11 protein-coding genes are annotated in these 14,792 nt (G+C 71.3%); 6 read left to right on the top strand and 5 right to left on the bottom strand.

Going from position 1 to position 14,792, the window contains the following annotated elements; translation table 11 throughout:
• The first annotated feature begins 435 nt into the window (after positions 1–435).
• Entirely contained in the window at positions 436–1,542 is a 1,107-nt protein-coding gene (locus JFB92_RS24275) for an alpha/beta hydrolase family protein (RefSeq protein ID WP_199044470.1), read from the top strand.
• A gap of 51 nt (positions 1,543–1,593) precedes the next feature.
• Here JFB92_RS24275 and ispH read toward each other — a convergent pair whose 3' ends face one another.
• From ispH to JFB92_RS24255, 4 genes are all read right to left on the bottom strand, one after another.
• Entirely contained in the window at positions 1,594–2,523 is a 930-nt protein-coding gene (gene ispH, locus JFB92_RS24270) for a 4-hydroxy-3-methylbut-2-enyl diphosphate reductase (RefSeq protein ID WP_199044469.1), read from the bottom strand.
• Positions 2,523–3,542, bottom strand: coding sequence for a polyprenyl synthetase family protein (locus tag JFB92_RS24265; protein WP_199044468.1), 1,020 nt, complete (start codon positions 3,540–3,542; stop codon positions 2,523–2,525). The genes ispH and JFB92_RS24265 overlap by 1 nt, the downstream gene beginning before the upstream one ends.
• 6 nt (positions 3,543–3,548) lie before the next feature.
• Entirely contained in the window at positions 3,549–4,967 is a 1,419-nt protein-coding gene (locus JFB92_RS24260) for a family 2B encapsulin nanocompartment shell protein (RefSeq protein ID WP_199044466.1), read from the bottom strand.
• 70 nt (positions 4,968–5,037) lie between these two features.
• The gene (locus JFB92_RS24255) at positions 5,038–5,823 is read right to left on the bottom strand and encodes a bestrophin-like domain (protein ID WP_233163760.1); all 786 of its coding nucleotides are present in this window, start codon (positions 5,821–5,823) and stop codon (positions 5,038–5,040) included.
• Between the two features lie 35 nt (positions 5,824–5,858).
• Between JFB92_RS24255 and JFB92_RS24250 the strand changes: the two genes are divergently transcribed.
• Positions 5,859–6,509, top strand: coding sequence for a hypothetical protein (locus JFB92_RS24250; RefSeq protein ID WP_199044462.1), 651 nt, complete (start codon positions 5,859–5,861; stop codon positions 6,507–6,509).
• Here JFB92_RS24250 and JFB92_RS24245 read toward each other — a convergent pair.
• Positions 6,466–8,634 carry a terpene synthase family protein gene (locus tag JFB92_RS24245; protein ID WP_199044460.1) on the bottom strand — a complete coding sequence of 723 codons (2,169 nt, stop codon included), beginning with the start codon at positions 8,632–8,634 and terminating at the stop codon, positions 6,466–6,468. The genes JFB92_RS24250 and JFB92_RS24245 overlap by 44 nt on opposite strands.
• A 331-nt stretch (positions 8,635–8,965) precedes the next feature.
• On the opposite strand from JFB92_RS24245, the gene JFB92_RS24240 reads away from it, so the two are divergent.
• From JFB92_RS24240 to JFB92_RS24225, 4 genes are read left to right on the top strand one after another with little or no spacing between them, the layout of a single operon-like run.
• Complete coding sequence (locus JFB92_RS24240) at positions 8,966–10,387, top strand: FAD-dependent oxidoreductase (protein WP_199044457.1); 1,422 nt, start codon at positions 8,966–8,968, stop codon at positions 10,385–10,387.
• Positions 10,384–12,870, top strand: coding sequence for a nitrite reductase large subunit NirB (gene nirB, locus JFB92_RS24235; RefSeq protein ID WP_199044455.1), 2,487 nt, complete (start codon positions 10,384–10,386; stop codon positions 12,868–12,870). Before JFB92_RS24240 ends, nirB begins: the two co-directional genes overlap by 4 nt.
• Positions 12,871–12,887: 17 nt before the next feature.
• Positions 12,888–13,229: a nitrite reductase small subunit NirD gene (gene nirD, locus JFB92_RS24230; protein ID WP_199044453.1), complete on the top strand. Its 342-nt coding sequence runs from the start codon at positions 12,888–12,890 to the stop codon at positions 13,227–13,229.
• Positions 13,229–14,383: a uroporphyrinogen-III synthase gene (locus JFB92_RS24225; RefSeq protein ID WP_199044451.1), complete on the top strand. Its 1,155-nt coding sequence runs from the start codon at positions 13,229–13,231 to the stop codon at positions 14,381–14,383. The genes nirD and JFB92_RS24225 overlap by 1 nt, the downstream gene beginning before the upstream one ends.
• Positions 14,384–14,792: the final 409 nt, after the last annotated feature.

Genomic DNA, 14,792 nt, shown 5'->3' with positions numbered 1-14,792 from the left:
TCCCTGGTTTCGATCATCCGATCTGTTTCGGTCTGTTTGTGTTACATCAATGATCCCAGGCGGACCGGGTATTGCCATCACCCGCAGGGTGGGAAAGCTTTCATGTTCGACACCACAAGCCCCTGCACCCCAACCGAAGACACACCCCGCAGCCCGGCCACCGACCCCACCCCTCCACCCGCCTCTTCGTCGCTGATCGGTTGAAGCCCGGCCACCGTCTTCTAGCGCTTCGAGCGCGCCTCCAATGACTTCTTCCTCGAATTCGGTCGGACGGCCGACCCGGACCGGCCTAATTGCCGGGGTAGTGGAAGGGGACGTGCTCCAAGGTTGACAGTGCGGCCCGGTCGAGAATCCAGACCGGGCCGTCCACATCCGACCAGATTGGAAGCACCCTTGAAACGCAGCCTGAAACGGGCGCTCGTGGGAGTGACTGCCATGTCCGTCGTCGCCGGAGTCGGCGCCTTCTCGCTCGTGAGCGCCAACGCCGACAGTCCGGCCCAGCCTGAGCCCCCGGGGTTGGCGATCGTCGAGCCGAGCGGTGAGTTCCAGACCGGCATGACCACCCTCCACCTCATCGACGAGGACCGCGCCGACGTGTGGGTGCCCGAGGCGCGGAGGGAGCTGATGGTCTCGCTGTGGTATCCGACCGACGAGGACGGTCTCGGCGCGCCGTACATGACGTTCGAAGAGTCGTCGTTGTTCACCGACCAGCTCTCGGCCGGCCTCCCCGAGCCGCTGCCCGACGACCTTCTCTCCGAGGTCGGGACCAACTCCGTACCCGACGCCGAGCCGGTCGCCGACGACGGCACGCTGCCGCTGGTGGTGCTCTCGCCCGGGTTCTCCTTCCCCCGCGCCACTCTCACGGGCATCGCCGAGGAGCTGGCCGGCCGGGGCTACGTCGTGGCCGCCATCGGTCACAACTACGAGGCCCCGATCAGCTTCCCCGACCGCACCACCGAGTGCCTGGCCTGCACGGACCTCGACGCCGACACGCTGGTGCCCAACCGGGCAGAGGACCTGTCGTTCGTACTCGACGAGCTCACCGGCGGCGACGCCGCCTGGGAGGACGCCGGGATCATCGACACCGAGCGGATCGCGGTCGGCGGCCACTCGATCGGCGGCGCGAGCAGCCACCGGGCCATGCTCGCCGACGACCGCTTCGGCGCTGGGTTCAACCTCGACGGCACCTTCTTCGCGCTCGACCCGCACAAACTCGACCGCCCGTTCCTGATCGTCGGTGCCGACGAGCACGGCCGGCCGGGCGGGGACGACACGTGGACCAAGGCGTGGAAGCACCTGGAGGGCTGGAAACGGTGGATCACCGCCGACGGCACCACCCACAGCTCCTTCACCGACCTCGCCCCGCTCGGAGCGCAGCTCGGCCAGCAGCTCCAGGACATGGACGGCCTCTACGCCGACAAGTTGACCCGCGACCACATCGTCGCGTTCGCCGACGCGCACCTGCGAGGCGCTGGCGCTCCGATTCTGGAGGGTCCCAACGACGTCTGGCCGGAGATCCGGTTCCATCACCCGCGGCCCTGACCACTGACAAGCGAACCGCCCGCACCGCCCTACGGACGGTGCGGGCGGCGCCTATCCGCCGCGGAGCCGCTGCGGGAGTAGGAACTCCAGGTGCTCCTCGGCGATGCGGCGCTCCTCGACCGTGATCGGTCCGTGCTCGGCCAGGTGCGCCACCACCTCGTCGACCAGCTCCGGCGGGGCCGAGGCCCCGGCCGTCACCCCGATCGCGGCGGCACCGGTCAGCCAGGCCGGATCGATGTCGGCCGGGCCGTCGATCAGGTGGGCCTCGGCGCCGGCGACCTCGGCGAGCTCGACCAGGCGGTTCGAGTTCGACGAGTTCGGCGAGCCGATCACCAGCACCAGGTCGGCCTCGTCGACGACAGAGGCGAGCGCGGTCTGGCGGTTCGTGGTCGCGTAGCAGACGTCGTCCTTGGCCGGGCCCTTGATCGCCGGGAACCGCCTGCGCAGCGCCATCGCGATCCGCTCGACCTCGGTCACCGACAGGGTCGTCTGGGCCAGGAACGTCAACCGCTCCGGGTCGGCGACCTCCAGCCGGTCGACGTCCGCGGCCGTCTCGACCAGGACCGTCCGCTCCGGGGCCACCCCCGTGGTCCCCTCCACCTCCTCGTGCCCCTCGTGTCCGATGAGGATGATCGTGTCGCCCCCGGCGGCGGCCCTGCCGGCCTCGCTGTGGACCTTCGTCACCAGCGGACAGGTCGCGTCCACCGCGTCGAGGCCGCGTCGGCGCGCCTCGTCCTCGACCGCCGGGGCCACCCCGTGGGCCGAGAAGACCACCATCGCCCCCTCGGGGACCTCTTCGAGCTCGGAGACGAACACCGCGCCCCTGGACTCCAGGTCCCCGACCACGTGCGCGTTGTGAACGATCTGGTTGCGCACGTACACCGGCGGGCCGTGCCGCTCCAGCAGCCGCTCGACGATCTCGATGGCCCGCTCCACGCCCGCGCAGAACGACCTCGGGGCGGGCAGGAGGACCCGGCGCATCACCACGTCCTCCCCACCGTGCGCTCGGCCAGGCCGACCAGCGCGGCGACCGCGGCGGCCTCCAGGCCGGGCACCGACAGCCGCGAAACCGCCGAGGCGGTCAGGACCTCGGCCGCCTCCTCGCTGGCCCGCCGCCCGCCGCACTGCTCGACCAGTTCGGCGACCCGGCGGACCTGCTCCTCCTCCAGCGGCTCCGAGCCGGTGTAGAGCCGGGACAGCTCGGCCACTCCGGGCCGGCCCGAGCCGAGCGCGGCGACCACCGGCAGCGACTTCTTGCGGCTGCGGAGGTCCGAATACGCCGGCTTGCCGGTCACGGCCGGATCGCCCCAGATCCCCAGCAGGTCGTCGACGTGCTGGAAGGCCAGGCCCATCCGGAACCCGAAGTCCCGGAGCGCCTCCAGCTGCTCCGGGCTCCCGCCGCCGTACAGGGCGCCCAGCTCGGTCGCGCAGCCGATCAGCGAGGCCGTCTTGGCCTCCGACATCGCCACGCACTCGGCGATGCCGACCCGCTGGCGGCCCTCGAAGCGGGTGTCGGCCAACTGCCCGTCGATCAGGGCCCGGACCGTGGCCGCGAGGATGTGGGCGCCGTAGGCGAAGTGCCCCTGCTCGTCGTCCTCGGCGGCCAGGATCTCGAACGCCAGCGCGTGCAGGGCGTCGCCGACCAGCAGCGCCTCGGTGGTGCCGAAGACCTTCCAGGCGGTCTGCCGGTTCCGGCGGACCGTGTCGCGGTCGATGATGTCGTCGTGGATGAGTGAGAAGTTGTGGACCAGCTCGACCGCGACCGCGGCCGGGACTGCTTGGGCCCACTGCCCGCCGACGGCCTGGGCCGCCAGCAGCGTCAGCAGCGGGCGGAGGGCCTTGCCGGAGCGGCCCTCGATCAGTGCTCCCTCGGCGTCGGACCAACCGAAGTGGTACGACGCGATGCGGGAGGCCGGGGCGGGAAGCCGTTCGACCGCGGATCTCAGTCCGAGGTCGACGGCCTCCCGCTCGGCGGTGTGCGCGTCGGTGAGGACGGCCATGGGCCTCTAGCGCCCGATCTCGACGTTCTCGAGCACGCCCAGGGCGTCCGGCACCAGGACCGCGCACGAGAAATAGGCCGTGACCAGGTAGGACATGACCGCCTTCTCGTCGACTCCCATGAACCGCACCGACAGGCTCGGCTCGTACTCGTCCGGCAGCCCGGTCTGGTGCAGCCCGACCACTCCCTGCTCGTCCTCGCCGGTGCGCATGCACAGGATCGAGGTGGTCTGCTCCTTGGAGATCGGGAGTTTGTTGCACGGCAGGACCGGCACGCCCCGCCAGGCCGGGACGTGGTGCCCGTGGAACTCCACCGTGGACGGGTACAGGCCCCGTTTGGAGCACTCGCGGCCGATCGCGGCGATCGCCTTCGGGTGCGCCAGGAGGTACTCGGGCTTGCGCCGCCTGCTCAGCAGCTCGTCCAGGTCGTCCGGGGTCGGCGGCCCCGAGCGGGTCGGGATGCGCTGCTCGAACGCGGCGTTGTGGAGCAGCCCGAAGTCGCGGCTGTTGATCATCTGGTCCTCCTGCTGCTCGCGGAGGGCCTCGACGGTGAGCCGCAGCTGCTGCTCCATCTGGTTCATCGGCTTGTTGTAGAGGTCGGCGACGCGGGTGTGCACCCGCAGGACCGTCTGGGCGACCGACAGCTCGTACTCGCGCGGGCGCAGCTCGTAGTCCACGAACGTGCGCGGCAGGTCCGGCTCCCCGGTGTGCCCGGAGGCGATGTCGATCGGCGCCTCGCCGTACTTGTTGCTGCGGGCGGCCGAATCGGTGCGGAACTGCTCGAAGTGCGCCGCCAGCGACGGGACGCGCTCGGCCAGTTCGGCCACGGCCGTGCCCGGGAGGAACATGACCGTCGACGGCACGGCGGCGGCGATGTCGGCGGCCCATTCGGGCTCGTGCTCGGTCAGGGCCCGCTGCCCGAAGTGGTCGCCGTCGACCAGCGTCCCCATGGACGACCGGTCCCCGTAGGGGCCGACCGCGGACTTCTCCAGGCGCCCGTGGGCGATCAGGTACAGCCCGTCGACCGGCTCCCCGGCCCGGGCCACCTGCTCGCCCGGTTCGAGCTCGCGCTGCTCGAAGCGCTCGGCGATCACGGCGAGCGCCTCTTCGTCCTCGTAGCCGCGGAGCGCGGCGATCTCGCCCAGTTCGCCGGGGATGACGCGCACCGCCCCTCCGTCCTGTATGAACTCGACCTTCCCGTCGCCGACGGTGTAGGTCAGGCGGCGGTTGAGGCGGTAGGCCCCGCCGTCGGTCTGGACCCACGGGAGGATTCGCAGCAGCCACCGGGAGGTGATCTCCTGCATCTGGGGGACGGACTTGGTGGTGGAGGACAGGTTTCGGGCCGCGGCGGTGCTGAGGCTGGTGGGTTGGGATCCGTTGTCGGTGTGCGGCTGCGGCGTCGTGGTGTCGAGTGCCGAGTCGGTCATGGGATGTGTTCCTCCCGCTAGGTCGTACGGATCGGTATGCGCTTGTTATGGGTCGTGGTTGGACGGCGGGTCAGCGCCCGCCGTGGTCTGTGTCGATCGCGTCGAATCGCTCGAGCGCGGTCAGGTAGGCGGTCGGCTCGATGGCTCCGCCGCGGCTGTAGGGGAATTCGAGCTGGTAGGTCGCGAACAGCATCAGGGCGACCATTCCCGAGATCAGGCCCACGACGACGAACTGGTAGAGGCGGGTCGGGGTGCCGAGGGTGAGCATCACCGCGAACACCAGGAGCGCGCCGGGCACCAGGACCGTCCACATCGCCCCGGTCAGGCCCTGCTCGGCCTGGAAGATCCGCTCGGATCTGGCGTCGGCGACGGCCCTGATGCGGTCGCGGGCGTCCTCGACCTGCGCCTGCCCGACCTCGTCGTCGGGGCTCTGGTCGGCCACGGGGGCGTGCATGGCGTCCAGGAGCATCAGGCCCTCGGCGTCGACCGGCTCCACGTGCCGCATCTGGTCCCATTCGGTCTCGATGACCCGCTCGGTGTAGTCGCGGGCGGCCTCGCGGATCTCGTCGCGGTCCTCCTCGGGCAGGGCGGCGGCCGCCCAGTAGACCTCGACCAGCTGCCCGGCCTCTTCGTAGGTGACGCGGCCGGCCTCGTTCCGGTTCTCCCAGGCGGTGATGAGGACGAAGGCCAGCACGATCGCGTAGAGGACCGTCAGCAGCTCGAACAGGGTCGTCCCGATCTCGTTGTGCTGCTCGCGCCTGGTCGGTGACTGCAGCCGCTGGACGACCCACACGACCGTGCAGGCGGCGGCCACCACCGTCAGGCTGAAAACCAGACCCTGCCACCAGATCGTCATTGACACCTCAAAATTCTCGATAAAGAATAAAAGTCATGAACAGCGATTTCAAAGGACGTAGCGCTCGGAAGTGGACGCCGCTGCGCCGCGTCCTCGCGCTCACCTCGGCGACCCTGCTGACCTCGGCCGCCGCACTGGCCTTCGCCCCGCCCGAGCGGGCCCAGGCCCTCGGCATCGACCTGACGATCTGCCTCGACCTGCCGCTGCTGCCGCCGCTCCTGGACTGCCCGGAACCGCCGCCGGAGCCGCCTCCGACCCCGTCCCCGGCCCCTTCCGGGCCGCCGCCTCCCTCCGAGCCGCCGTCCCCTCCGGCGCCCCCGACGCCCTCCGAACCGCCGTCGAGCGACCCCGAGCCGTCGTCGCCTTCGCCCGCACCGACATCCGCTTCCCCCTCTCCGGAGCCGTCAGGTTCGCCGCCGTCTCCCTCACTGAGCGAACCGCCCGCCTCCGAGCCGGCTCCGACCTCCTCGGAACCCTCGCCGTCCGCGCCGTCCCCGTCGCCGAGCGAACCGCCCGCCTCCGAGCCGGGCCCGCTGCCCGGCGGGCTCGAGATCGAAGAGCCCGAACCCGCCTCCGGCTCCGAGAGCGAGGAGTCGACCGAGACCAAGCGGCGCATGATGGCCGTCCTCGCCGCTTTCGGCGTCACGACAGGAGCGGCCGCGGCGTTCGGAGGCCGGGCGAGGTGAGGCTCGGCCGCCGCAGCTCGCTCTCGCTGTAGCGGCCGCACTCGATGTGCCAGTTGAGGATCGCCGCCACCCAGAGGCGCAGGTCCTCCACATAGGCCTCCAGCGAATCCCGGGCGGCGTCGTCGAGGCCGAACTGCTCGACCACCACCGGGATCTCCTCGGCCGCGATGAGCTCGAACTGCTCCAGGCGGGCCGAGATCAGGTCGGCCACGACCTTCCTCGCCTCCACGTCCGAGCACCCGAGGAACTCCTCGGCCACCACCACGCCGTTGAAGAACTCGCCCTCGAACTCGACCTCCTTCTGATGCGAGAACAGGTCGTTGATGAAGCAGGCGGCGTTGACCGCGCAGGACTCCAGCTCCCGCACGGGCCTGGAGGCGTACACCTCGTCGGGCACCAGCCGCCCGGTCGAGAGCCGCGCCAGGCTCATCGTCATGTCCGCGCCGAAGGTGTGCCACCGCATCTCGATGTAGTCCACCGGGTCCGGCACCCGGTTCTGGGCCTGGAGATGCAGCTCCCACAGCCAGGCCTCGAGCATCTTCTCGACCGACTCCCTGAACTCGGCGCGCCCGTCCGGGCCCAGGCCCGGGGCCGTGCGCGCCCACAGGTCGGACAGCCCCGCCTCCAGCGGATTCGACGGCACCGCCGCCGCGCCCTCCTCCAGCGGCATGCAGGCCGACAGCCGCCGGTTCTGCGCCACGGCCGCGGCGAACGAGCGGCCCCGGCCGAACACGGCCGGGTAGTAGTCGTCGCCGTAGGTGCCCCACGCCAGCCAGTCCGAGGCGGTGTCGAGCTCCTCGGGCGAGCAGTCCGGGTCGATCCCGGCCGCGCACAGCGGGAAGTCGAAGATCTCGAGCTGGTGCGGCGTCCACAGCCCCGAGCCAGGACGCAGCGGGTCGGCCACGGTCATCCCCATCGCGGCCGTCCACTCGATGTTGTGCCGCCGGGCGCGCTCCAGGCCCGGATTGAGCCGCAGCTCGAACGGCATGTAGAACTCCGGGATCCGGTACGGGCCCACGGCCTGGAACGGCTCGCGGGAGTGCTGCCCGAGCCCGGACACGACCACCCGCGCCGCCGAGGTGCCCAGGCCGTTCGGGCCGCCGAGGACCCGCTCGGCCGAGTCGTTCATGTAGCGGCTCGACCGCATGTGCCACTCGTGCCCCCCGGCCTGCCAGTCCTGGAGGCCCTTGGCGTACAGCGCGATCGCCGCCTGCTCGTCGGGGAGCAGTCCCCGGTCGGCGCACAGGAGCGGGATCTCGGTGAGCGCGGTGTTCTCGAACTGGTGGAGCCTGCTGGTCAGCACGTCGTTGACCAGGTCGGCCGCGCGCTGTGTGGCGCACCCCAGGAAGCGCTCGAAGACCAGGACCGCGTTGGCGTTCTCGCCCTCCTCGGTGACCTCCCGCTCGTAGGAGAACAGGTCGTTGCGCAGGTGGACGGCGTCGCTGAAGGTGTCGCGCAGGACCAGCAGCGGGCGCTCGGCCGCGATGCGGGCCGGCACCTCGGCGCCGACGGCGTGCTCGACCAGGTTGGCCGACCACGGCGCCCCGCCGACCTTGCGGCGCATCGCGACGTACTCGATCGGATTGGCCACCCGGTCGGAGGTGATGTTCGCCAGCTCCCACAGCGATTCGAACAGCAGTCCCGTGGTGCTGACGGTGAAGCGCCGCCGCCAGTCCTCGCTCCGGTGCGGCGCGGTGCGCCGCCACAGGTCGTCCAGACCCCGCTCGACCGGATTCTCCGGCTCGGGCACCTCACCGATATCGAGCGGCATGAACAGCGGGATGCGGTCCAGGTAGGCCCGGGCGCCCTCGGTGTCGCGGGTGCGCTTGAACGCCTCCAGGAAGTGGTCGTCGAAGAAGAACACCCACACGTACCAGTCGGTGATCAGCTCGAGCGTCTCGGCCGAGCAGTCGGGATGCGTGTAGGCGCACAGGAGGCCGTAGTCGTGGCGCTCCAGTTCCGCCTCGTCCCAGACCACTCCGCCGCCGGCGGCGGGGGAGTCGAGCATGCCCATCTCCTTGGCCCAGACGCGGGCGTGAGTGCGGGCCTGCTCCAGATGAGGGTTGAGGCGCGGTGGGTACGGGAGGTAGAAGACAGGGAGGTCGAACGGACGGTTTCGAGTCATAGGGCTCCCTCGGGCTCGAACAACCGGATTTCGTGTGCGTTCAATGTACGACCGGTTTGATTGATCTTGTATCCCCCGATTCAGTGACAAACACCTGGTACTGGCCTGGAATGTCGTAAATCCGACACCGGAAGTGGGGGAAAGCTGTCGAGGGCGGGCACCGAAGGCGTGAGGACTACTTAGCACGCGTGAAACATTTGCCGCGCCGCCGCGTAACAGCCCCGAGTGACCCTAGAGGTCCGTCGAGGTCAGACAGCGCCGTCGCCGCGTCGCATCGAACCAGTCACGGCCCCCGGGCCGTGCGCGAGTCGATCACCAGGAGGTCCAGCGCGTGAAGGTCGCCATCGTCGGCTACGGCATGGCCGGCGCCCGCATCGCCCGCGAACTCGGGCGCCGCGGCACCGAGGTCACGGTGTTCGGGGCGGAGCCCAGCACCGCCTACAACCGGATCCTGCTCTCGAGCATGATCGCCGGCAAGCAGTCCGAGGACGAGATCGCCCTGCCCACCCCGCCCGACCACGTCGAACTGCGGCTCGGCTCCCCGGTCGAGTCGATCGACCTGGAGGCCAAGACCGTCGACGGCATCGCCTTCGACAAGCTCGTCCTGGCCACCGGAGCCGAGGCGTTCGTGCCGCCGATCCCCGGCCTCGACCCGCTGCCCACCGGCGCCTACGTCCTGCGGACGATCGAGGACGCCCGCCAGATCCTGGCCGAGGCCGCGAACCGCGCCAGCGCGATCGTCCTCGGCGGCGGCCTGCTCGGCCTGGAGGCCGCCCGCGGCCTCGCCGGGCGCGGCATGGACGTCACCGTCGTGCACGCCGGAACCCACCTGATGGAGCGCCAGCTCGACCCCGACGGCGCCGGCGTCCTGGCCGCCACGTACGCCGAGCTCGGCGTCGAATCGGTGACCGACGCCCAGACCACCCGCGTCATCCACGGCGACGACGGCCTGACCCTGGTGTTGGCCGACGGCCGCACCGTCACCGGACAGCTCCTGGTCGTCTCCTGCGGGATCCGGCCCGACACCTCCCTGGCCGCGGCCGCCGGGCTCGAGGTCGGCCGCGGCGTGGTCATCGACGACCAGTGCCGCACCTCCCACCCCGACGTCTTCGCCGTCGGCGACTGCGCCGAGCACCGCGGCATCCCCTACGGGCTCGTCGGCCCCGCCTGGGAGCAGGCCGACGTCGTCGCCGACCTGCTCTCGGGCGTGAACGAGGACGCCGCCTACACCGGCTCGCGCCTGGTCACCCGCCTCAAGGCCGCCGGGATCGACCTGGCCGCCATGGGCCGCATCGAGGGCGACGAGGTCGTCTCGTTCGCCGACCCGGTCCGCGGCACCTACGCGCGGCTGGTCATCGACGAGAACGGCAAGCTCGCCGGGGCGGTGATGCTCGGCGACAACCCGATGGTGGGCCAGGTGGTGCAGCTGTTCGACACCGGCGACCCGGTGCCCCACGACCGCCGCACCCTCCTGATGGGACGGCCGGGCGAGTCGGTCTCGGTGGCCCCCGAGACGCCCGCGTCCATGCCGGAGGAGGCCGTGGTCTGCCGGTGCAACAACGTCACCAAGAAGGAATTGACCGACGCGTTCCGAGGCGGAGCGCGCACCCCGCAGGCGCTGTCGGACGCCACGCAGGCGTCGACCGGCTGCGGGACCTGCGTCGAAGACGTCGCGGGGGTCTGCAAGTGGCTCGGCGAGACCGTTTCCGGGCTCGGAGAGGCGGCCGCGCTTTTGAATGAGGTAACAACATGAGCGAGAAGAAACTGATAGTCGTCGGCGACGGCATGGTCGGCCGCCGCTTCCTGGAGGCCGTGGTCGAGCGCGACCCGTCCTGGTCGGTCACCGTCCTGTCCGAGGAGCCGCGGCCCGCCTACGACCGGGTGCGGCTGTCGGCCTTCTTCGACGGCGTCAGCGCCGAGGAGCTGTCGCTGGCGAGCGACCTGCCCGGCGTGGACGTGCGCCTCGGCCAGCCGGCCACGGCGATCGACCGCGAAGCGAAGGTCGTCCGCACCGAGTCCGGGATCCACCCCTACGACAAGCTCGTGCTGGCCACCGGCTCCTACCCGTTCGTGCCGCCGATGGAGGGCGCGGACGCCGAGGGCGTGTTCGTCTACCGCACCATCGAGGACCTGGAGGCGATCAAGGCCCACGCCGAAGGCCGGCGCCACGGCGTGGTCATCGGCGGCGGCCTGCTCGGCCTGGAGGCGGCCAACGCACTCAAGCTGCTGGGCCTGGAGACCCGGATCGTGGAGTTCGCGCCGTGGCTGATGGCCCGCCAGCTCGACGAGGCCGGCGGCGGCATCCTCAAGCAGCACATCGAGAAGCTCGGCATCGACGTGGCCTGCTCCACCGGCGGCTCGAAGATCGAGCCGACCGGCGGGCGCCTGCGCATGGAGACCAACCGCGACGGCGTCGCCTTCGACACCGACCTGATCGTCTTCGCCGCGGGCGTGCGCCCCCGCGACCAGCTGGCGCGCGAGTCCGGCATCGAAGTCGGCGAGCGCGGCGGCGTCATCACCGACCTGACCTGCCTGACCTCGGACCCCGACGTGTACGCCATCGGTGAGGTCGCGGCCATGGAGGGCGTCTGCTACGGCCTGGTCGCCCCCGGCTACGCCATGGCCGAAGTGGTCGCCGACCGTCTCGCCGGAGGCGAGGCCACCTTCCCCGGCGCCGACCTGTCCACCAAGCTCAAGCTCCTCGGCGTCGACGTGGCCCAGTTCGGGGCCATGGAGGGCCCGCTCGCCCAGACCTACCTGGACCCGGCCGGCGGCACCTACGCCAAACTGGTCCTCTCCGACGACGCCCAGACCCTGCTGGGCGGCATGCTGGTCGGCAACGCCGAGCCGTACCCGCTGCTGCGCGCCAGCGTCGGCGGCAAGGTCCCCGGGCAGCTGGCCGACCTGCTGTCCTCCGGCGAAGTCGAGGGCGCCCTGCCCGACGGCGCCCAGGTGTGCTCGTGCAACGCGGTCACCAAGGGCGAGATCATGGGCGCGATCGGCGACGGCTGCCACGACGTGGGCGCGATCAAAGCCTGCACCAAGGCCGGAACCAGCTGCGGCTCGTGCGTCCCGATGCTCAAGCAGCTCTTGGCCGAGGGCGGCGTCGAGGTCTCCAAGGCGATCTGCGAGCACTTCACGCAGTCGCGCGCCGAGCTGTTCGACATCCTCAAGGTCACCGGCATCACCACCTTCTCGGAGCTGATCGCCCGCTACGGCTCGGGCGGCGGCTGCGACCTGTGCAAGCCCGCAGTGGCCTCCATCCTGGCCGGCCTCGCGGGCGGGCACATCCTCGAGGGCGAGCAGGCGACCCTCCAGGACACCAACGACCACTTCCTGGCCAACCTCCAGCGCAACGGCACCTACTCGGTGGTCCCGCGCATCCCCGGCGGGGAGATCACCCCCGAGAAGCTCATCGTCATCGGCGAGGTCGCCAAGGACTTCGGGCTCTACACCAAGATCACCGGCGGCCAGCGCATCGACATGTTCGGCGCCCGGGTGGAGGACCTGCCGAAGATCTGGCGCCGCCTCGTCGACGCCGGCTTCGAGTCCGGCCACGCCTACGGCAAGGCCCTGCGCACCATCAAGTCCTGCGTGGGCACCGACTGGTGCCGCTACGGCGTCCAGGACTCGGTCAAGATGGCCATCGACCTCGAACTGCGCTACCGCGGCCTGCGCAGCCCGCACAAGGTCAAGTCGGCCGTCTCCGGCTGCGCCCGCGAGTGCGCCGAGGCCCGCGGCAAGGACTTCGGGGTCATCGCCACCGAGGAGGGCTGGAACCTCTACGTCGGCGGCAACGGCGGCTTCACGCCCCGCCACGCCGACCTGCTGCTGTCCGACGTCGACTCCGAGACGCTGGTGCGGACCATCGACCGGTTCCTGATGTTCTACATCTCCACCGCCGACCGGCTCCAGCGCACCTCCAAATGGGTCGAGTCCCTCGACGGCGGCATCGACTACCTGCGCGAGGTCATCGTCGACGACGCGCTCGGCATCTGCGACGAGCTCGACGCCATGATGGCCCGGCACGTCGAGAACTACGCCGACGAGTGGAAGGGCGTCCTGGAGGACCCCGAGAAGCTCCAGCGGTTCGTCTCCTTCGTCAACGCCCCGGAGACCCCGGACCCGTCGATCGAGTTCGAGACGGTCCGCGGCCAGAAGTTCCCGGCCGGGACCACCGCCCGCTCGCACGCCCAGCCGGTGCTGCTCGGCACTCCTGAGAGACTGCGCCAATAAAGGAAGTGAACCACCCAATGGAAGAGATCTGCGAATTCGAGCGCCTGATCCCCGGGCGCGGGGCCGCCGCGCTGCTGCCCGACGGCACGCAGGTGGCGGTGTTCAGACTCGCCGACGGCGCGCTCTACGCGCTGTCCAACCGGGACCCGTTCACCGGAGCGCACGTGATGAGCCGGGGCATCGTCGGCGACCGCGCCGGGGAGCCGACCGTGGCCTCCCCGCTGCACAAGCAGGTGTTCTCGCTCAAGACCGGACGCTGCCTCGACGACGAGGACGTCTCGCTCGAGGTGTACGCCGTCGAGGTCGTCGGCGGCCGCATCCGGGTGGGCGCGGCCGCCGCCGTGGAGGCGAGCGCCTGATGCCCGCCGCCGCACCGCCCAAGACCCAGGCCGACGAGCAGGCCCCGCTGGCGCCGCTGACCGGGTACACCGTCGCGGTGACCGCGCAGCGCCGCGCCGACGAGCTGGCCACGCTCTTGGAGCGGCGCGGCGCCAGGACCGTCGTCGCCCCGACCCTCCGCATCGTGCCGCTGCCCGACGACGAGGCCCTGCGCGCGGCCACCGTCGAGCTCATCCGCGAGGCCCCCGACCTGGTGGTGGCGACCACCGGGATCGGGTTCCGCGGCTGGCTGGAGGCGGCCGAGGGCTGGGGCATGGGCGAGGACCTGCTGGAAGTGCTGGAATCGTCCAAGATCCTGTGCCGCGGCCCCAAGGCCCTCGGCGCGGTCCGGGCCGCCGGGCTCATCGAGGAGTGGACCGCGCCCTCCGAGACCGGCGACGAGGTCGTCCAGCTGCTCAAGGAGCGCGGCGTCGACGGCCAGCGCGTGGCGATCCAGCTGCACGGCGACCCGGCCGAGGATTTCATCCGCACCGTCCGCGAAGGCGGGGGAGCGGCCGTCCCGGTGCCGGTCTACCGCTGGACCCTGCCGACCGACATCACGCCCGTCCAGCGCCTGGTGGACGCCATCTGCGCCCGCCGGGTCGACGCGGTCACCTTCACGTCCGCCCCCGCCGCGAACGCCCTGCTGCGCATCGCCGGCGACCAGGCGGCGGACATGCTGGAGGCCCTCCGCGCACCGGCCGAGGACAACGGCGTCCTCCCGGTCGCGGTGGGACCGGTGACGGCCGCGCCGCTCACCCGGCTCGGCGTCGACTGCGTGCAGCCGCAGCGGGCCCGCCTGGGCGCGCTGGTGCGGACGGTCGCCTCGGCCCTGCCCAAGCGGTCCCGGCGGCTCCAGCTCGCCACCGGGCACAGCATGGAGCTGCGCGGCCACATGGTGCTGCTCGACGGCGATCCCTACCAGCTCCCGCCCGCGCCGATGGCCGTCATTCGGGCCCTGGCCAGCGCCGAGGGCCGGGTCCTCTCCCGCGCCGAGCTGCTGGGCCACCTGCCGCGGGGCGCCGACGGACACGCCGTGGAAATGGCCGTGACCCGCCTGAGGGACGCGGTCAGCCTGCGCTCGTGCGTCGAGACGGTCATCAAGCGCGGCTACCGCCTCAACCTTGAAGCGTGACGACCAAGCCGGTCGAGATCTGCGTGGCTTGCCAGGAGACTTCTTCGGTTGGGGTCCGGGCAGTCAGCGATGGTGAGCTGAGCGGCGTGTCGGCGTCGGTGTCCGGCTGTCGGTCGGTCTTGGTGGGGGTTCGATCGGGCGGCGACGGTGAGGTGGGAGGCGGTGTGGCGTCCCCTGTCGGCTGCCGGGTCGGTCTCGGTCGGGCTTCGCCCGATCAGCGACGGTGTGGTGTGGGTGGCGGGTTGGGGTGGCTTGCCGTGTCCCGGGCACGGCGAGGGCCCGAACCCGGTCGGGTGGGTTCGGGTTGGTGTGTCGTGTGTGCTGGCCCCCGCCGCGGGTGCCTTCCGCGGCGGGCGGGGTAAGAAGGGCGGGGGTCCGGGGTCGGAGCGTGTCGCGGTGCAGGCGGGCT

Origin of the sequence: Glycomyces salinus (genome assembly GCF_016428645.1) — a bacterium.
GTDB lineage: Bacteria > Actinomycetota > Actinomycetes > Mycobacteriales > Micromonosporaceae > Glycomyces > Glycomyces salinus.
Note: the sequence above shows the minus strand (reverse complement) of the source record. Positions and strands in the feature narration are given on the sequence as shown.

Coding starts and splice junctions, on each gene's coding strand:
- nirD (WP_199044453.1), top strand. CDS start 12,888: ATGGAAGAGATCTGCGAATTCGAGCGCCTGATCCCCGGGCGCGGGGCC.
- nirB (WP_199044455.1), top strand. CDS start 10,384: ATGAGCGAGAAGAAACTGATAGTCGTCGGCGACGGCATGGTCGGCCGC.
- JFB92_RS24225 (WP_199044451.1), top strand. CDS start 13,229: ATGCCCGCCGCCGCACCGCCCAAGACCCAGGCCGACGAGCAGGCCCCG.
- JFB92_RS24245 (WP_199044460.1), bottom strand. CDS start 8,634: ATGACTCGAAACCGTCCGTTCGACCTCCCTGTCTTCTACCTCCCGTAC.
- JFB92_RS24275 (WP_199044470.1), top strand. CDS start 436: ATGTCCGTCGTCGCCGGAGTCGGCGCCTTCTCGCTCGTGAGCGCCAAC.
- ispH (WP_199044469.1), bottom strand. CDS start 2,523: ATGCGCCGGGTCCTCCTGCCCGCCCCGAGGTCGTTCTGCGCGGGCGTG.
- JFB92_RS24255 (WP_233163760.1), bottom strand. CDS start 5,823: ATGACGATCTGGTGGCAGGGTCTGGTTTTCAGCCTGACGGTGGTGGCC.
- JFB92_RS24250 (WP_199044462.1), top strand. CDS start 5,859: ATGAACAGCGATTTCAAAGGACGTAGCGCTCGGAAGTGGACGCCGCTG.
- JFB92_RS24265 (WP_199044468.1), bottom strand. CDS start 3,542: ATGGCCGTCCTCACCGACGCGCACACCGCCGAGCGGGAGGCCGTCGAC.
- JFB92_RS24260 (WP_199044466.1), bottom strand. CDS start 4,967: ATGACCGACTCGGCACTCGACACCACGACGCCGCAGCCGCACACCGAC.